16 protein-coding genes and 2 rRNA genes (1 of these 18 cut by a window edge) are annotated in these 16,895 nt (G+C 55.7%); 15 read left to right on the forward strand and 3 right to left on the reverse strand.

What is annotated here, in order from left to right:
* The 6 genes from IT893_RS06965 to IT893_RS06990 all read left to right on the forward strand — a co-directional run.
* Positions 1-221 (forward strand): 23S ribosomal RNA (locus IT893_RS06965); it begins 2,525 nt to the left of the window's first position.
* A gap of 136 nt (positions 222-357) precedes the next feature.
* A 5S ribosomal RNA gene (gene rrf / locus IT893_RS06970) occupies positions 358-472 on the forward strand.
* 260 nt (positions 473-732) lie between these two features.
* On the forward strand, positions 733-1,032 hold the full coding sequence (locus tag IT893_RS06975; RefSeq protein WP_008891960.1) for a DUF2282 domain-containing protein: 300 nt from the start codon (positions 733-735) through the stop codon (positions 1,030-1,032).
* Between the two features lie 138 nt (positions 1,033-1,170).
* A complete protein-coding gene (locus IT893_RS06980) occupies positions 1,171-2,034 on the forward strand; it encodes a DUF692 family multinuclear iron-containing protein (RefSeq protein WP_197147296.1) in 864 nt (287 codons plus the stop codon).
* Positions 2,031-2,825 (forward strand): DNA-binding domain-containing protein, encoded by a 795-nt coding sequence (locus IT893_RS06985; protein WP_197147297.1) that lies wholly within the window; start codon positions 2,031-2,033, stop codon positions 2,823-2,825. Before IT893_RS06980 ends, IT893_RS06985 begins: the two co-directional genes overlap by 4 nt.
* Complete coding sequence (locus tag IT893_RS06990) at positions 2,812-3,345, forward strand: DoxX family protein (RefSeq protein ID WP_197147298.1); 534 nt, start codon at positions 2,812-2,814, stop codon at positions 3,343-3,345. The genes IT893_RS06985 and IT893_RS06990 overlap by 14 nt, the downstream gene beginning before the upstream one ends.
* A 6-nt stretch (positions 3,346-3,351) precedes the next feature.
* Here the strand turns inward: IT893_RS06990 and IT893_RS06995 are convergent, their stop codons facing one another.
* A complete protein-coding gene (locus IT893_RS06995; RefSeq protein ID WP_197147299.1) occupies positions 3,352-3,993 on the reverse strand; it encodes a LysE family translocator in 642 nt (213 codons plus the stop codon).
* A gap of 79 nt (positions 3,994-4,072) precedes the next feature.
* Between IT893_RS06995 and IT893_RS07000 the strand changes: the two genes are divergently transcribed.
* Positions 4,073-5,020 carry an AraC family transcriptional regulator gene (locus tag IT893_RS07000; protein WP_197147300.1) on the forward strand — a complete coding sequence of 316 codons (948 nt, stop codon included), beginning with the start codon at positions 4,073-4,075 and terminating at the stop codon, positions 5,018-5,020.
* A gap of 16 nt (positions 5,021-5,036) precedes the next feature.
* Here the strand turns inward: IT893_RS07000 and IT893_RS07005 are convergent, their stop codons facing one another.
* Complete coding sequence (locus IT893_RS07005; RefSeq protein WP_197147301.1) at positions 5,037-5,762, reverse strand: GntR family transcriptional regulator; 726 nt, start codon at positions 5,760-5,762, stop codon at positions 5,037-5,039.
* A gap of 333 nt (positions 5,763-6,095) precedes the next feature.
* On the opposite strand from IT893_RS07005, the gene IT893_RS07010 reads away from it, so the two are divergent.
* The 4 genes from IT893_RS07010 (at position 6,096) to IT893_RS07025 (ending at position 10,845) form a co-directional block, all read left to right on the forward strand.
* On the forward strand, positions 6,096-7,214 hold the full coding sequence (locus IT893_RS07010; protein WP_197147302.1) for a TRAP transporter substrate-binding protein: 1,119 nt from the start codon (positions 6,096-6,098) through the stop codon (positions 7,212-7,214).
* 1 nt (position 7,215) lies between these two features.
* The gene (locus IT893_RS07015; RefSeq protein ID WP_197147303.1) at positions 7,216-7,788 is read left to right on the forward strand and encodes a TRAP transporter small permease subunit; all 573 of its coding nucleotides are present in this window, start codon (positions 7,216-7,218) and stop codon (positions 7,786-7,788) included.
* 6 nt (positions 7,789-7,794) lie between these two features.
* Positions 7,795-9,120, forward strand: coding sequence for a TRAP transporter large permease subunit (locus IT893_RS07020; protein ID WP_197147304.1), 1,326 nt, complete (start codon positions 7,795-7,797; stop codon positions 9,118-9,120).
* Positions 9,121-9,255: 135 nt separating this feature from the next.
* On the forward strand, positions 9,256-10,845 hold the full coding sequence (locus IT893_RS07025; protein ID WP_197147305.1) for a gamma-glutamyltransferase family protein: 1,590 nt from the start codon (positions 9,256-9,258) through the stop codon (positions 10,843-10,845).
* Positions 10,846-10,896: 51 nt separating this feature from the next.
* On the opposite strand, the gene IT893_RS07030 is transcribed toward IT893_RS07025, so the two are convergent.
* Positions 10,897-11,919 (reverse strand): aldose epimerase family protein, encoded by a 1,023-nt coding sequence (locus IT893_RS07030; RefSeq protein WP_371810691.1) that lies wholly within the window; start codon positions 11,917-11,919, stop codon positions 10,897-10,899.
* 189 nt (positions 11,920-12,108) lie between these two features.
* On the opposite strand from IT893_RS07030, the gene IT893_RS07035 reads away from it, so the two are divergent.
* The 4 genes from IT893_RS07035 (at position 12,109) to yjfF (ending at position 16,726) form a co-directional block, all read left to right on the forward strand.
* Positions 12,109-13,059, forward strand: coding sequence for an ABC transporter substrate-binding protein (locus IT893_RS07035; RefSeq protein WP_286791151.1), 951 nt, complete (start codon positions 12,109-12,111; stop codon positions 13,057-13,059).
* Positions 13,060-13,204: 145 nt separating this feature from the next.
* A complete protein-coding gene (locus IT893_RS07040; RefSeq protein ID WP_120225879.1) occupies positions 13,205-14,701 on the forward strand; it encodes a sugar ABC transporter ATP-binding protein in 1,497 nt (498 codons plus the stop codon).
* A gap of 41 nt (positions 14,702-14,742) precedes the next feature.
* Positions 14,743-15,759 (forward strand): ABC transporter permease, encoded by a 1,017-nt coding sequence (locus IT893_RS07045; protein WP_167351244.1) that lies wholly within the window; start codon positions 14,743-14,745, stop codon positions 15,757-15,759.
* A complete protein-coding gene (gene yjfF / locus IT893_RS07050; RefSeq protein WP_215907636.1) occupies positions 15,749-16,726 on the forward strand; it encodes a galactofuranose ABC transporter, permease protein YjfF in 978 nt (325 codons plus the stop codon). The genes IT893_RS07045 and yjfF overlap by 11 nt, the downstream gene beginning before the upstream one ends.
* The last annotated feature ends 169 nt before the right edge of the window (positions 16,727-16,895 follow it).

Below are 16,895 nucleotides of genomic sequence, written 5' to 3' on the forward strand. Positions count from 1 at the left end.
GGGATGGACGCACCTCTGGTGTACCGGTTGTTCCGCCAGGAGCATCGCCGGGTAGCTAAGTGCGGAAGGGATAACCGCTGAAAGCATCTAAGCGGGAAGCCCCCTTCAAGACTAGGTATCCCTATCAGATCCCTGGAAGACCACCAGGTTGATAGGCTGGGTGTGGAAGCGTGGCAACACGTGAAGCTAACCAGTACTAATTGATCGATCGGCTTGATTGATCCCTCTTGCTACTGATCTGCATATGACTTGCGCAGCGGTAAAATCAGCAAGACCAATACGTCACAACAATAAATAGTTCGCAACTCAACATCACGATCTCATAAGATCTCCGATCTCTTCGCTGTGTTTGGACGGCCCGGTGGCCATAGCGGCCGGGAACCACCTGATCCCATCCCGAACTCAGAAGTGAAACCAGCCTGCGCCGATGGTACTTTGTCTTAAGGCACGGGAGAGTAGGTCACCGCCGGGCCTTCCAAATACAGCATCATATTCCCTATAAGCACACGACTTTGAAAACCCTCGACCTTAACCGGTCGAGGGTTTTGTCGTTTCAGGCTTTCAGAATTTGGTGTGCTGCCACCTCACAGCACTGTGAGGATATGTGTGGAATGTCTCACGCCTCTTTGACTTGGCGTGTGCGAATGGTGCAGTGACGAATTTGTCCATCGCCCTTACGGTTAAATCATCACCTGGACTTGAGTGTCCGCATTTAACCGAAGGGAAACGACGATGAAAAAAGCAATGGTTCTGGGTGCAGCATTGAGTGCTGCTGTTTCAATGGCTGCGATCAACCAGGCAGCAGCCGATGGTGCTAAGGAAAAATGTTTTGGTGTGTCGCTGGCGGGGCAGAATGACTGTGCCGCTGGTCCGGGCACGACCTGTGCCGGTACCTCGACTGTCGATTATCAGGGCAATGCCTGGAAACTGGTTCCGGCCGGCACCTGTGAAGATATGAGCTTCACCACGGCGGATGGTCGTGAAGTCATGGGCAGCCTGGAAGCGCTGGATCGCGATATCCCGCAGGGCTAAGTCCGGCAGTCCACAAGCCTAACCCCAAGCCTAATCGCGTCCCAATGGGCGGTCAGCACAGATCTGCATATGTCTCCCCCTGTCCCGATGTGCTGACCGTCCACCCGCGTAAACGGCGAAAAGATAAGGTTGCCCGATATGACACCGCTGACACAGCTTCCTGACCGTGCAGGTGTCGGCTTCAAGGCCGAGCACGCCCAAGATATTTTTGGCACAGCCCCCGCTGTCAGTTGGTTTGAAATTCATCCGGAAAACTACATGGTTGCCGGTGGCCCGCGACTTGCCATACTTGAAGAGCTTTGTGCACACTATCCGGTCTCGATGCATGGGGTCGGATTGTCGCTTGGCGGCGGGGAGCCGTTAAACAAGAACCATCTGGCCGACCTCAAACGTCTGGTCGACCGGTTCAATCCCGCCATGGTGTCGGAGCATATTGCATGGTCCGCCCATGAGGGGCTTTATATGGCCGATCTGCTGCCAACCCCGATGACGAAGACGTCGCTTTCGCAGTTGGTGGATGCCATCAATACAGTGCAGGACTTTATTGGTCGGCGGATCCTAATCGAAAATCCGACGTCCTATGTGCCCTTGCCGCAAAACTCGATCCCCGAACTTGAATTTATCACCGAAGCCGCCGCGCGCAGCGGCTGTGGGTTGTTGATTGATGTAAACAACGTTTACATATCGGCCCATAATCTGGGCTTTGATGCCAATGCGTTTATTGATGCGGTGCCCGGTGATCTGGTCGGTGAAATTCATCTGGCCGGGCATGAGGAAGACGCTAACCCCGATGATGATGTTCTGATCGACACCCATTCCCGGCCCGTGGCCGATCCGGTTTGGGATCTGTTTGATCGCCTGATTGCCCGGATCGGGCGCAAGCCGACCCTGATTGAATGGGATAATGATGTGCCTGGCTGGGATGTGCTGGCACGTGAAGCAGCCCTTGCCGATAGGCATCTTGAGGATGCCGCGGGCGCGCAGTTTAAGGCCGCGTCATGACGGAGCTTAAGGCATTTTATGACGGCTTTAGCGATGCCTTGATGGCCCGGGAACCCGATGCAGTGCCAAGCAGTGTCGCGGACGGTTATGCGCACCGTTTCGCGATTTACCGCAACAATGTCCATCGCGGCCTGTATGACGCGTTGGGGGCTGCTTACCCGACCGTGCGCAAACTGGTCGGGGATGTTTTTTTTGATCAATTGGCACAGGGGTTCGTTCAATCCGAAACCACACGTGCCGGATCGCTTGCCCTTTATGGGGCTGGCTTTGCTGACTTTCTGGCGAACCACCCGGTACGTGATCGTTTGCCGTACCTGTCTGATATCGCAAGGCTTGAACGTGCCCGGCTTGAGGTCAGCACATCCGAAGACGCCAAACCGCTCCTGGCCGAAGAGCTCGGCGGGCTTGAAGATCAGCTGGAGGCCATGACACTGCGCGCACACCCGGCCTGTCAGATCGTGGCGTCGAAGTATCCGGTCTTTGCCATCTGGAATGCGCAAAACCCGGTGGATGGCAACGAGGTCGGCAAAACCAGCATCGTGCAACGCGCTGAAACCGTTCTGGTCACACGTCCTTATATGCAGGTTGAAATGCGCGTGATTACCCATGGGCAGGCGGCGTTTCTTGCGGCGCTAACGCGCGATGGTTTGAGCCTTGGCGCGGCGTGCGCCAAGGCCCTTGAGGCCGATGCGAATTTTGATGTGATGGCGAGCTTTGCCGCGTTTTTAACAATCGGGGCATTTGATGCCCGCGTTAATATCCCGAGAGGAAACGGGCATGATGATGCATAATGTAATCGGCGGTTACGCCCGTCTTGAGACGAAAATGGATGCCCTTGGCCGGCGCGATGTTATTGGCATTGCCAGCCGGGGGCTTTTTGTTCTTTTGCTGCTGCCTTATTACATCAACAGCGCGATGACCAAGATTGATGGCTTTGGCCTCAGTGCGGGCGCATTCGCGCAGATCCTGCCGCCAATTGCCGAGCAGTATCTTTACGATACCTCTGCCATTCCGTTCTTCCCGTGGTACCTGATTGTCTGGGCCGGCACCCTTGGCGAGTTTGTTTTGCCGATCCTGATTGTTGCCGGCCTGTTCACCCGCCTTGCAGCCCTTGGCATGATTGGCTTCGTTGTGGTTCAGACGGTGGTGGATGTTGTGTTTCACGGTGCCGCACTGGGCGGGCTTGCCAATGGATTGCCGACCGAGCTGATTGATCACCGCCTGCTTTGGATTTCGCTTCTGGTAGCACTGGTCTTTGCCGGTGGTGGCAAGCTGTCGGTGGATCGGTTCCTGTCGCACCGACGCGCCTGATGGGTGTTAGATCGGTAGCAACATTGGCGCCATTGATGCGACCAAAAGCACGGCCATGATGATGTTAAAGATGCGGGTTCGGTTGCCCTGACCAATAAAGGATCGCATGGCCGCGCCAAACAGCGCCCAGCTTGAAATGGATGGGATGTTGATCAATGCGAAGACGGCGATCATTACCAAAAGCCCCTTTATGCCTGCTGACGGCACGGTGTAGGTGACTGTTGCGATCAGGGCGACAGTCCAGGCCTTCGGGTTCAGAAGTTGCAACATTGCGGCCTGAACAAATCCGATGGGCTGTGCTGTCGCCTGTTCTTTGGTTTCAAGCGATCTGATCTGCGATATCTTGTAGGCAAGCCAGAGAATATAGCCAAAGCAGATAACACGCAGGACATCCTGTGCCATTGGAAAACGTTCCAAAATCTCGCCCAATCCCAGGCCCACCACAAACACCATCGACAGAAAGCCACTGCTGATGCCAAGGATCAGCGGGATGGTGCGGGCAATGCCAAAATTGGCGCCAGAGGCAAGCAGCAGGAAATTGCCCGGACCGGGCGAAACGGACATGACAAAGGCAAAGCCGATCAGGGCTGTCAGGTTTTCAGGGCTCATGATTTGATCATCCATCTGGGTATGTGGTCTGGTGATCATTGATCATTTCCGGGGACGCGTCTTTGCGATAAGCTGCCAATAAATTATCAGATCGTTCCAAATCGCGATGATGGATAAAATGCAGCAAGATGTGCTTAGTGACGTTTGCGCCGGATTACGGTTGCGCAGTGATCTGTATTTCACGGCGGAGCTTGCCGGGGATTTCAGTGTGCATATCCCGGCGGACGGCGCACGTATCCGGTTTCATCTGGTTTTGGAAGGCGGGTGCAAGCTTTTGCTGTCTGAAAATGCACCACCAATCGATCTTTGCGCAGGTGATCTTGTGCTGGTGCCAAATGGCCGTGGGCACATTCTGTGTGATGCGCCGGGAACAAAGGCGGTTGCGCTGTCTGATGCGATGGCGGTCGGGTTTGACCCGGTTGCCGGGATGCTGCGCAATCAGCCTGAAGGCTCCGGGGATGTGAGATTGCTGTGCGGGTTTTGCGCCTTTGATGACGATGAGCGTCATCCGGGTTTTGGTTTGATTGAGGATCACGTGATCCTGCGCGCAGATGATCCGACAACACAGGCGCAATCCTCAATCGTTGCGATGATTGAGACCCTTGCGCAAGAAACACAGCCCGGTTGGCGCAGTGCCTTGGCGCGTCTGATGGAGGTCCTTGTGATCGCGCTTATGGCAGCACAAGTAAAGCGCGCCGATCTGCCGCAAGGTTTCCTTGCCGGATTGGCGGATAAGAAAATCGCACGCGCACTTTCAGCCATGCACGCCCAGCCGGAATGTGGCTGGACTGCGGAACTTTTGGCCAAGCAAGCCGGGATGTCGCGGACGCGTTTTGTTGTGCGGTTTGGTGCGTGTGTCGGGATCGCGCCAATGCAATATCTGCAAAATTGGCGGATGGGCCGGGCCAAGGCGCTTTTGCGCGATACCAACTTGTCGATGGATGAGGTTGCCTTGCGCTGCGGCTATCAATCGATGCCGGCATTTTCGCGGCGGTTCAAGGCGCAATATGGTGAAGGGCCTGGGGCGTTCCGGCGGGAATTGCGGCAGCCGGTGGCGGGGCAATAGGCCCTGTTTCGAAAACCTATTTTGCAGCGATCCGGTCGTTCTGGGCGCTCGCATCGCGCAGGCTTGCCAGGTATTCCTGGCTGATTTCATGCACCGCCATGATATGCCCGTAAAGCAAGTCTTCGGCCGCCTTGACGTCACCGCGCAGGATGGCATCGACAATGCCCTGATGTTCTTCGTGTGAGGAGGCAAGGCGCGACAGGCTTTGGAACTGCACGCGGCGGAACGGGGCGACGCGTCGACGCACCGAAAGCGTAACATCGACCAGCACATCGTTATGCGTGCCGCGATACAGCGTATTGTGGAACGACCGGTTCAGCGTTTCGTAACCGTCACTGTCGCCCAGGCGCACTGTTTCGGCCAATTCATGGTGCAGGCGTTCAAGGTTGTGGCGCTCACCACTTGTCATGCGCTTGGCCGCAAGCCGCCCGCAGGTGCCTTCCAGTTCCGCCATGCTTTCAAACATCGCCGTCAGGCGTTCCGGGGTTGCGAGCGAAACATAAACGCCGCGATTGGGAATCTTTTCGGCAAGTTCGGTCGCAGTCAGAAGCTGCAAGGCCTCGCGCACCGGTGTGCGTGAAACGCCAAACCGCTTGGCCAGAAGCGGCTCTTCCAAACGCTGCCCGGGGGGGAGTTTTCCTTTGACGATGTCATCTTCCAGCGCCTGACAAAGCTGTTGGGCGATGCCGACCTGCTCGGTCTGTTCGGACGGGGTGCTGAGCGCTTGGCGAAGCTCGATCATCTGAAGTCGATACCCTTCTTGCGAGGTTTGGGTGGGTTCTTATTGATCAAATGTATACACCAATTTTCAAGGCAAGGCCAAGTTTCTCAAGGGTTGTAAAATGCGCACATTTTTTCGCACCAGTTCCTGCATATTTATTGTGCAGTAAAAATGTGCAATGCAATATTTTGACTAATTAAACGGCATTTTGAATATCAAGGAATAAGAGGAATTTTGTTAAGTCATTGAAAAATATGCAATGGCATGTGTGTTGCAAGATGTATACACAGTGCGGAATGCATTCCGTTGAGATCACGTTTCAGAGAAATAGCTATCTCTATCAGGGAGACATCAATGACAAACATTAAACGGCGCGATTTTCTGACCAAATCGGCAATCGGTGCGGCAGCAACCGGTGCAGGCGTTATCGCCGCACCAAGCATCGTTCGTGCGCAGGAAACCTTTAACTGGAAAATGACCAACGCCTATGGTCCGGGGTCACCCTTTTATGTGACCGGTCCGGGCAGCCCGGAAGATTTCTGCAAGCGCGTGACGGAAATGTCGAATGGTCGTCTGAACATTCAGCATTTCGCCGCTGGCGAACTGATCCCGGCGCTTGAAGGTTTTGACGCGGTTCAAGCCGGTACGGTCGAAATGAATGCGGCCAATGCCTATTTCTGGGCGGGCAAAATCTTTGCCGCCCAGTATTTCACGACCGTGCCATTTGGCCTGAACTTCCAGGGTGTGAATGCCTGGTTGTATCATGGCGGCGGGCTTGAGCTTTGGCATGAAGTTTATCAGCCATATGGTCTGGTGGCCTTCCCGATGGGCAATACCGGCGTCCAGATGACCGGTTGGTTCCGCGAGCCGATTGAAAGCCTCGATGATTTCAACGGTCTTAAAATGCGCATCCCGGGTCTTGCCGGGAAGGTCTATCAGCAGATCGGCGTTGAAGTGAAACTGCTTCCGGGCGGGGAAATCTTCCCGGCACTGGAACGTGGCGTGATTGATGCGGCCGAGTTCGTTGGCCCGTATCAGGACCGTCGTCTGGGTCTGCAGAAAGCCGCCAAATACTATTACACCACCGGCTGGCATGAGCCGTCCAACGTCACCGAACTTCTGATCAACCAGAAAGCCTGGGAAAGCCTTCCGGCGGATCTTCAGGCGATTGTCAAGAACGCCGCACAGGCGTGCAACCTTGATAGCCATTCCTGGTGTGAAGCCAACAACGCAGCAGCCCTGCGTGATCTGGTCGAAAACTTTGGCGTTACCGCGCAAACCCTGCCCGATGATGTTGTAACCAAGCTTAAGGACATCACCAAGGAAACGCTTGAAGCCGAAGCAGCCAAAGACCCGATCACCAAAAAGGTCCATGACAGCTTCATGGCGTTCCGCGACACGCACCGTGAATGGGCCGCGATCAGTGAAAAGCCCTATCACGGGATCATTTCATCCAAAGGCGGGATGAGCTGATATGAAGTCGACCCGTACTGAGCCGTTACCGGACCGCGTTCTTGGTCTGGTTGTCGATATTGCCGGATGGGGCGCTGCGATCAGCGGTCTTGCCCTTGTTCTGGTGGTCGGTGGCAATGTGTTGCTGCGCTATCTGTTTAATTCCGGAAGTGTGGCGATGCAGGAACTTGAATGGCATCTGGTGTCGCCAATTGCCCTGATGGGGATGGCCTATGGCATGCGCCATGGCGGCCATGTGCGGGTCGATTTCCTTTATGAACGTCTGGGCCCGCGGGCCCAGGCGATCATCGACCTGTTCTCGGCCGTTTTGATGGCGGTACTTGGCGGAGCACTGATCTGGTTTTCGATCCCCTATGTCGAGCAATCCATCATGATGGGCGAAGGCTCCCCCGATCCGGGTGGCCTGCCATATCGCTTCTTGCTTAAGGCCTTTATTCCGATCGGGTTTGGTCTTTTGCTGATTCAGGCGATTGCCCAGGGCCTTATGAATTATCGTCAAATCGTTGCGGGTAATCGCGGCGAACCTGCCTTTGATGCATCTGATGCGGTCACGCAAACCGGTGCAGGAGACTAATCAGACATGACCGGAAATGAATGGCTGGCCATCGGTATGGTCGGGGGCTTCTTTGGCTTCCTCGTGCTTGGTGTGCCAGTGGCGATCTCGCTTGCGATTTCGGGATTTGCCTTTGGGATTATGGGGTTTGGCACCGGTTTGTTTAACCTGTTGCCGGCACGCGTTTACGGGGTTGTGACCAACTATACGTTGCTTGCCTTGCCGCTTTTCATCTTCATGGGGGTGATGCTTGAAAAATCCAAGCTGGCCGAAGAACTGATTGATGTGATCGGTCACGCCATGGGGCGGCTTAAGGGCGGCATGGGATTGGCCATCGTCATCGTTGGTGTGCTTATGGGCGCGTCTTCGGGCGTGGTCGGCGCGACCGTGGTGACGGTTGGTCTTTTATCGCTGCAGCCCCTGATCAATCGTGGTTATGACAAGGGGGTTGCGAGCGGCGTAATTTGCGCATCAGGCACCCTTGGGCAGATCATCCCGCCCAGTCTGGTTCTGATCCTGCTGGCTGATATTCTCGGTGAATCTGTTGGTACACTGTTTGCCGCCGCCATGGTGCCGGGTTTGATCCTGGCCGGGATGCTTGGGCTTTATCTTGTGTTTTTGGGGATTTTCAAACCCGACATGGTGCCCGCCATCCCCAAGGATGAACGCGACGCCATGAGCACGCAGCAACTGCTGATCAAGATCGCCAAGGTGGTCGTGCCGCCATTGGCGCTGGTCTTTGCCGTGCTGGGCTCCATCGTTGGCGGGATTGCCGCCCCGACAGAGGCCGCATCCATGGGTGCTCTTGGTGCGTTGTTGCTCGCCCTGTTTTCCGGGCGTCTGAATTTTGGTGTGATGCGCGATGTCTTGCATGACACGCTGATCACCAGTGCGATGGTGTTCTTCATTCTGATCTGTGCACAGCCTTTTGGCCTGGCCTTCCGTGGTTTGGGCGGCGAGGGGCTTGTTCATGCGATGTTTGAATGGGTGCCGGGTGGCGACATGGGCAACCTTCTGTTCATGATGGCCGTGATCTTTGTGCTTGGCTTCTTCCTTGAATGGATCGAGATTTCCTATATCGCGCTTCCGATGTTCTTGCCGGTCTTCCTCAATAGCGGGATCGATATGGCATGGCTTGCCATTCTGGTGGCGATGAACCTTCAAACCAGCTTCCTGACACCGCCGTTTGGCTGGGCACTGTTCTTCCTTAAGGGGGTGGCGCCGCCATCGGTTTCAACGGTCGATATTTATCGCGGGGTGATACCGTTTATCGGTATTCAGGCGCTTGCCCTGATCCTTCTGTTTATCTTCCCGGAACTGACAAGCTGGTTGCCAAATCTGATCGGCTGGTAGGCCGGTTGGGCAAACAGGTATTCTACAATGTGAAAAGGCGCTGAACGGAAACGCAAAACAGCGCTATGAACAAACCGGGCATGTCGCAGATGACGCGGCATGCCCGCAAGCATAAGGCAGGGAGATCAGCTGATCATGTTACGTTCAAGAACCGCACTCGGTGGCATGGTCACCGCACCCCATCATTTGGCTGCTGAGGCCGGGCGTGACATTCTGCGCGAAGGTGGCAACGCGGTCGAGGCGATGATTGCCGCCGCTGCGACGATTGCGGTTGTCTATCCGCATATGAACGCGATCGGGGGTGACGGTTTCTGGCTGATTGCCGAGCCGGGTAAAGATCCGGTTGCCATCCGGGCATGTGGCGGGGCCGCAGGCCTTGCAACGCCGGACTTTTACCGCGAACAGGGCAAGGCCGCGATCCCGGCCCGTGGTCCGCTTGCGGCCCTGACTGTCGCCGGTGCGATTGGCGGATGGATCAAGGCAGCCGAGGTCGCGGCATCAATCGGTGGCAATATCCCGCACAGTCGCCTGATGCGTGATGCGGTCCATCATGGCAAAACCGGGGTTCCGGTTACCAAGTCACAGGTCGCCCTGACTACGACCAAAATTGCGGAACTTAAAGACTCACCGGGCTACGTTGATACCTATGCCGCCAACGGCATTCCGGCGATTGGCGATGTGCTGAAACAGCCAGCCCTTGCCGCAACGCTTGAGCAGCTTGGTCGTGTTGGCTTTGATGATTTTTATCGCGGCGATATCGCCCGAACCAATGCGCGCGGGCTTGAGGCGGTCGGAAGTCCGCTTCGCCTGACCGATTTTGAAGCCTATCACGCCAAAATCATGACGCCGCTTTCGGTCAAGCTTTCGACCGGAACCGTTTTCAATATGGTCCCGCCGACCCAGGGTGTGGCATCGCTGATGATCCTTGGCCTGTTTGATCGGCTGGGACTGTCCGGCGCGGCTCTGGACGGGTTTGACCATGTCCATGGATTGATCGAGGCAACCAAACGGGCCTTCCTGAAACGTGACGCCCATGTTGGCGACCCGGCCCGCATGAGCATCGATCCGATGTCGCTGCTGTCTGATGAAATGCTCGATCATGAGGCCGCCAAGATCGATATGAAAACAGCACTCCCTTGGCCGCATGTAGCCAAGCCGGGCGACACGATCTGGATGGGGGCGGTTGATGCCAATGGCGTTGCTGTCAGCTATATCCAAAGCATCTTCTGGGAATTCGGATCGGGTGTTGTGGTGCCGGAAACCGGCGTTCTGTGGCAAAACCGCGGGGCCAGCTTCACGCTCCATGATGGCCCCAATCAGCTTGGGCCGGGCCGCCTGCCGTTCCATACGCTCAACCCGGCCTTGGCAAAGCTTAATGACGGATCGGTGCTGACCTATGGCACCATGGGCGGCGAGGGACAGCCGCAAACCCAATCGGCGGTCTTTACCCGCAATGTGATGTATGGACAGGACCTGCAGGAAGCGGTCAGCGCGCCGCGCTGGTTGCTGGGTAAAACATGGGGCGAAGACACGACAACCCTGAAACTTGAAAACCGCTTTGACTCGGCCCTGATCGAACAGCTGAAAACAGCCGGTCATACGGTCGAAGTCGTCGGGCCCTATGAAGACATGATGGGCCACGCGGGCGGCATTCGATTGAAGCCCAATGGCGTGATGGAAGGGGCCACCGATCCGCGTGCGGATGGTTCTGTTGCAGCACTTTAGGCCAAATCAAAGCCGCCAAATCAAAGCCCCGCAAATGCGGGGCTTTGTTGTTTAGGAAAATTCCCACTCAATCACATGCCGATAAGTTTCGCCGGGTTTGAGCCACGGGCTTGGGAAGTCCGGCTGGTTGGGGCTGTTGGGGTAGGTTTGCGGTTCAAGGGCGATGCCACCCGATGTGTGAAGCGGCACGTCGTTTTCGGTTTTCATCGCATCATTGAAATGCTGTGCGAGGTAGAATTGCAAACCGGCCTCGGTCGAAAACAGTTTGATCGACCGTTTGCTGGCGGGATCTGAAAGGGTGGCGATCTGGCGGAGTTCGCCGCGGGGTCCGGTCAGGCAGAAATTGTGATCAAAACCCTGCGAAGCATGGGCCAGCATATCGGAAATCCGCGCCGGGCTTCGGAAGTCATAGCCGGTGCCCATCACGTCGCGGATTTCGCCCGTCGGGATCAGTTTGTCATCAACCGGAAGCCATTGATTGGCGTTGATTTGCAAGACGTGATCGCCGGCCGTTTTATCAAACGTGCCCGTCAGGTTCCAATAGGCGTGGCTGGTCATATTGACCGGGCAGGGCTGATCGCAGGTGGCGGTGATTTCAAGACGCAGACGATTGTCCGCAACCAGTGAATAGGTCGCAGATGCGCTCAAAGTGCCCGGATATCCCTGGTCGCCCGAGGGCGAGGTCAGCTTAAACGTAATGCTGCGGTCTGTTTGATCGGATATGGTCCATAGCCGCCTGTCAAAGCCATCCGGTCCGCCATGCAGGTGGTGTTCGCCTTCGTTGGCGGCAAGCTCAACGATATCCCCGTTTTCATCCCTGTAGCGCGACTTTTCAATGCGATTGGCATAACGCCCGCACACCGCCCCGATATAGCTATCCTGATCAAGATAGGCGGCATCATCGATCAGGTTGACCGCGATATTGGTTTCGTGTCCGTCCTTCAGATCACGCAAATATACCCCGCAAAGGCGCGCGCCAAGCGCAGAAACCAATACGCGAATCTGAGAGCTCTCTAATGCAGCTCGGGGGGCATTTTCGCCCTTTTGAAGTGTGGTAGTGTAGGGTTTTGCCATGTCTGGTATCGCGATGGTTTGTGATATTCGATTCTTGCCAAGATATTGATTTTTATTGGTTTAGCCAAGTTTTAATGTCGCTTGGCGCGATCACTCTAAAGGATGATGCACTATATGGTTGAGGGCTTAGAAATCATATTGTAATACTATATGGCTTTTAAGCAATAAGCCACTCTTAGGGAGGAAATCGTGGTAAGTTTTAAGAAGATGGCAGTTTCTACTGCCGCAATGGGTGTTGCACTTGGTCTGTCGTTTGCTGCACATGCAGAAATGATGATCGGTTTCTCGCAGATCGGTTCGGAAAGTGGCTGGCGTACGTCTGAAACGGCGTCGATCAAGGCCGAAGCCGAACGTCGTGGAATTGATCTGAAATTCTCCGATGCACAGCAGAAACAGGAAAACCAGATCAAGGCAGTCCGTTCTTTCATCGCGCAAGGCGTGGATGGCATTCTTCTGGCTCCGGTCGTTGAAACCGGCTGGGATCAGGTTCTGAAAGAAGCAAAAGACGCCGGCATTCCGGTCGTCCTCGTTGACCGTGGTGTTGATGCAAGTGAAGACCTGTATCTGACCAAAGTGGCGTCGGACTTCGTGGTCGAAGGTGCACTGGCCGCTGCGTGGCTGGCTGCTGAAACCAACGGCGTTTGCGACGTTGTCGAACTGCAGGGAACTGTTGGTTCGTCTGCCGCCAACGACCGTAAGGAAGGTTTTGAGTCGGTTGTTTCCAACTTCCCGGCCATCAACATCATCCGTTCGCAGTCCGGTGACTTCACCCGTTCCGGCGGCAAGGAAGTCATGGAAAGCTTCCTGAAGGCTGAAAACGGTGGTGCCAACATCTGTGCGGTTTATGCCCACAATGATGACATGGCACTGGGTGCCGTTCAGGCCATCAAGGAAGCCGGTCTGAACCCGGGTGAAGATATGCTGATCGTATCCATCGATGCGGTGCCAGATATCTTCAAGGCGATGGCCGAGGGTGACACCAATGCCACCATCGAACTGAACCCGCATCTGGGTGGCCCGTCCTTTGACGCGATCAAGGCGGCAAAGGCTGGTGAAGAAGTTCCGAAATGGATCAAGGCAAATGGCCCACTCTATCTGCCAGATACCGCTGCGGAAGAATACAAAATGCGTAGCAAATAACCTCTGACGTCCCCCATGGGTTCTGCCCATGGGGACAAGAGGCACGCTTCTCATTGCATCGGACGTGCTCCGGCGATTGCCGGGGTGCGTCCGGCTGTATCCGCAGCAAAAGACTTCAAAGACAGACTAGGGAGAGGGGCAGGATATGTCAGACACAGTGCTTTCAGTGCGCGGTGCGGGGAAGTTCTTTCCCGGCGTCAAGGCGCTGGAGGATGTGGATTTTGACCTTGAACGCGGCGAAATTCACGCCCTTCTGGGCGAAAACGGGGCCGGTAAATCGACCCTGATCAAAGTGATTACCGGGGTGCATCCGCGCGATGCCGGTACGGTGTCACTCGAAGGACAGGAAATCCATCCGCAGCATCCCGGCGATGCGCAGGAACTCGGCATTTCCACGGTTTATCAGGAAGTCAACTTGGTGCCGACGCTGTCGGTCGCCGAAAACCTGATGTTGGAACGCCAGACCCGTAAATTCGGGTTGATTTCATGGAAAAAGACCGAGGCCGATGCCAAGACCGCCCTTGAGATTTTGGGGCTTGATATTGATGTCAATCGGCCGCTGGGCTCCTATTCGGTGGCGATCCAGCAACTGGTGGCAATTGCGCGCGCCGTCGCCCTTGATGCCAAGGTTCTTATTCTTGACGAACCGACCGCGTCACTTGACGGCGAAGAAATCAAAACATTGTTCCGGATCATGGGCGAGCTGCGCGACAAGGGGTTGGGGATTGTTTTTGTCACCCACTTCCTTGATCAGGTTTACGCGGTAACCGATCGTATCACGGTGCTGCGCAATGGCCGCCTGGTGGGTACGTTTGTCACCAAGGAACTGGCGCAGATTGATCTGATCAATCACATGCTGGGACGTGAATTGGCCGAAGTCAGCGCGCATCGCCATCAGGACGAAGGCAGCTATGATGGGCCGGCGCGCCAGATCCAGATCAAGAATTTGGGCAAAAAGCGTGTGCTTGAACCGGTTTCGCTTGATCTGAAAGCGGGCGAGATCGTTGGTCTGGCCGGTCTTTTGGGATCGGGCCGTACAGAGCTTGCCGAGCTGGTGTTTGGCACGCAAAAAGCCGATAGCGGTCTTGTGTTTCTGGATGGGGAGCCGGTTATGCTGCGTTCCCCGCGCCATGCGATCCGGGCCGGTTTCGGGCTGTGCCCCGAGGACCGCAAACAGGACGGCATTGTTGCCGAACTGAGTGTGCGTGAAAACATCGTGCTTGCCCTTCAGGGGCGGCGTGGTTGGCTGCGCCCGATCCCGCGCGCCGAACAACAGAAATTTGCCGATGACATGATCAAGGCACTGGGCATTGCCACCCCCGACAGTGAAAAGCCCGTCGGGCAACTGAGCGGTGGCAATCAGCAAAAAGTCATTCTGGCGCGCTGGCTGGTGTCCAAGCCGATCCTGTTGATCCTTGATGAACCGACACGCGGGATTGATGTTGGCGCACATGCCGACATCATCAAACTGATCAAGGAGCTCTGTGACGAGGGGCTGGCATTGCTGGTCGCGTCATCCGAGCTTGAAGAAATCGTCGCCTTTGCCGACCGCGTGGCTGTAATGCGTGATCGCGAAAAGGTTTCTGAACTGGTGGGTGCGGACATCACCCAGAACAGCATCATCGAGGCGATTGCACGATGACCAGTTTAAAAGACAAAAAGAAAATACGGGAAAGCAGCACCATGTCTGCATCTTCTTTGTTAAGTCGACCCTGGTTTGGTCCGGTCGCAGCACTGATCCTGATCGTGCTGGGGATCGGGATCATTTCACCGGATTTCTTCAATATCCGCATTGTTGACGGCCATCTGTACGGATCGCTGGTCGATGTTGTCCATCGCGGGGCCTCGACCGCCCTTGTTGCGGTGGGGATGGCGATTGTGATTGGCACGCGCGGCATTGATCTTTCGGTGGGCTCGATCATTGCCATTTCGGGGGCGGTGATGGCGGTTCTGATCCGCGATACCGATCTGCATCCGGCGGTGATTATCCTGGCCGCTCTTGGTGCCGGGATTTTGTGCGGTTTGTGGAACGGCATTCTTGTTGCGTTCCTTGATATTCAGCCCATCATTGCCACCCTGATCCTGATGGTGGCCGGCCGCGGCATTGCCCAGATGATCACCGGTGGGCAGATCGTGACCTTCCATGGCGAATTTTTCGAGGCGATCGGCAGCGGTTATTTGCTGGGTATTCCGTGGCGGGTGATTATTGCGGCTGCCGTGATTGCCGCGATCTATTTCATCATGCGCAAGACCGCCTTGGGTCTGTTTGTTGAATCGGTTGGTGGCAATGCGCGCGCCAGCCGGGTCGCGGGCATCGATGCACGCGGTATCAAGCTGATGGCCTACGCCGCATCGGGTCTGTGTTCGGCCTTTGCCGGGATCATCATTGCCGCGGACATCCGTGGGGCGGACGCCAACAATGCCGGTCTGTGGCTTGAACTCGATGCCATTCTGGCGGTTGTCATTGGTGGTGCGTCGCTGATGGGCGGTCGGTTCTTTATTGCCATGACCGTGATTGGCGTTCTGATCATTCAGGCGTTGACCACCGGCATCTTGTTGTCGGGTCTTCCGTCGCAATACACCCTGATCGTCAAGGCCGCAGTGGTGATGGTTGTTCTGCTGGTGCAGGCGCCCAAATCCCGCGAACTTGTGGGGCAGGCGATGGAACGCATGAAGCGGGGGAAATCCGATGAAAATTAATGAACGGTTTTATCCGATCCTTGCCACGCTTGCGGTTCTCGTACTGCTGTATGGCTACGGGATTGTTGAACACCGCGCCTTTTCCGATACCTATGTTCTGGGCGCGCTTCTGACCGACAATGCCTTTTTGATCATTACTGCCGTTGGCATGACCTTTGTCATTCTATCGGGCGGGATTGATCTTTCGGTGGGGTCAATGATTGCCTTTATCGGGGTGCTGATGGCCGAACTTGTGACCGGCTTTGGGATGCATCCGGTGACGGCGGCCGTGATTGCGATGATTGTCGGCTCGGCATTCGGGGCGTTTATGGGTGTGATTATCGCCAAGTTCGATATTCAGCCCTTTATCATCACGCTTGCCGGGATGTTTTTCCTGCGCGGCATGTGCTTCCTGATCAATCTGGATTCCGTTCCGATTGATCATCCGTTTGTCTCGGCCTTTAGCGGGTTTAAAATCCAGCTGCCCGGTCGTGGCTGGTTGACAGCATCGGCCCTTCTGATGTTGGCGACCGTCATTGGCGGGGTGGTGATTGCCCATTTCACCCGGTTCGGACGCAATGTCTATGCGATTGGCGGGGATCGTCACTCGGCAGAATTGCTGGGTGTTCCGGTCCATAGCACCATCATCCGGGTTTACACCCTGTCGGGCTTTTTCAGCGCGCTTTCGGGTGTGGTATTTGCCTTCTATACGGCGTCGGCCTATCCGCTGGCCGCCGTGGGCGTGGAGCTTGATGCGATTGCCGCCGTGGTGATTGGTGGAACGCTTTTGACCGGTGGGATGGGCTTCGTGCTCGGCACGTTCTTTGGCGGGATCATCATGGGGGTTATCCAGACCCTGATCGCCTTTGACGGGTCGCTGAACAGCTGGTGGACCAAGATCATGATCGGCGCGCTTCTGTTTGGCTTTATCGTCCTGCAACGCTTGATCACGCGTTCCTTCTCGGGCATGCGGGCCGGGGCGACATAAAGCGTCCGGCGATCAAAATACCTTCCTTCAAAACGCCCTGTTTGAATAAGCAGGGCGTTTTTTCTGTTCCCTTACATGGGTCGTTTTGATCGTGCAATCAGGCACCGGCGCGGGGGCAAAACTTTTGACAAAAAAAATGTTCAATCAGCCGCATTATTCATTTTTGGTG

It is taken from the genome of Thalassospira sp. A40-3, from assembly GCF_015871485.1.
Taxonomy (GTDB): Bacteria; Pseudomonadota; Alphaproteobacteria; order Rhodospirillales; family Thalassospiraceae; genus Thalassospira; species Thalassospira tepidiphila.

What these genes read in the sequence shown, in the direction of transcription:
- IT893_RS06975 (WP_008891960.1), top strand. Translation starts at nt 733, where the DNA reads ATGAAAAAAGCAATGGTTCTGGGTGCAGCATTGAGTGCTGCTGTTTCA.
- IT893_RS06980 (WP_197147296.1), top strand. Translation starts at nt 1,171, where the DNA reads ATGACACCGCTGACACAGCTTCCTGACCGTGCAGGTGTCGGCTTCAAG.
- IT893_RS06985 (WP_197147297.1), top strand. Translation starts at nt 2,031, where the DNA reads ATGACGGAGCTTAAGGCATTTTATGACGGCTTTAGCGATGCCTTGATG.
- IT893_RS06990 (WP_197147298.1), top strand. Translation starts at nt 2,812, where the DNA reads ATGATGATGCATAATGTAATCGGCGGTTACGCCCGTCTTGAGACGAAA.
- IT893_RS06995 (WP_197147299.1), bottom strand. Translation starts at nt 3,993, where the DNA reads ATGATCACCAGACCACATACCCAGATGGATGATCAAATCATGAGCCCT.
- IT893_RS07000 (WP_197147300.1), top strand. Translation starts at nt 4,073, where the DNA reads ATGCAGCAAGATGTGCTTAGTGACGTTTGCGCCGGATTACGGTTGCGC.
- IT893_RS07005 (WP_197147301.1), bottom strand. Translation starts at nt 5,762, where the DNA reads ATGATCGAGCTTCGCCAAGCGCTCAGCACCCCGTCCGAACAGACCGAG.
- IT893_RS07010 (WP_197147302.1), top strand. Translation starts at nt 6,096, where the DNA reads ATGACAAACATTAAACGGCGCGATTTTCTGACCAAATCGGCAATCGGT.
- IT893_RS07015 (WP_197147303.1), top strand. Translation starts at nt 7,216, where the DNA reads ATGAAGTCGACCCGTACTGAGCCGTTACCGGACCGCGTTCTTGGTCTG.
- IT893_RS07020 (WP_197147304.1), top strand. Translation starts at nt 7,795, where the DNA reads ATGACCGGAAATGAATGGCTGGCCATCGGTATGGTCGGGGGCTTCTTT.
- IT893_RS07025 (WP_197147305.1), top strand. Translation starts at nt 9,256, where the DNA reads ATGTTACGTTCAAGAACCGCACTCGGTGGCATGGTCACCGCACCCCAT.
- IT893_RS07030 (WP_371810691.1), bottom strand. Translation starts at nt 11,919, where the DNA reads ATGGCAAAACCCTACACTACCACACTTCAAAAGGGCGAAAATGCCCCC.
- IT893_RS07040 (WP_120225879.1), top strand. Translation starts at nt 13,205, where the DNA reads ATGTCAGACACAGTGCTTTCAGTGCGCGGTGCGGGGAAGTTCTTTCCC.
- IT893_RS07045 (WP_167351244.1), top strand. Translation starts at nt 14,743, where the DNA reads ATGTCTGCATCTTCTTTGTTAAGTCGACCCTGGTTTGGTCCGGTCGCA.
- yjfF (WP_215907636.1), top strand. Translation starts at nt 15,749, where the DNA reads ATGAAAATTAATGAACGGTTTTATCCGATCCTTGCCACGCTTGCGGTT.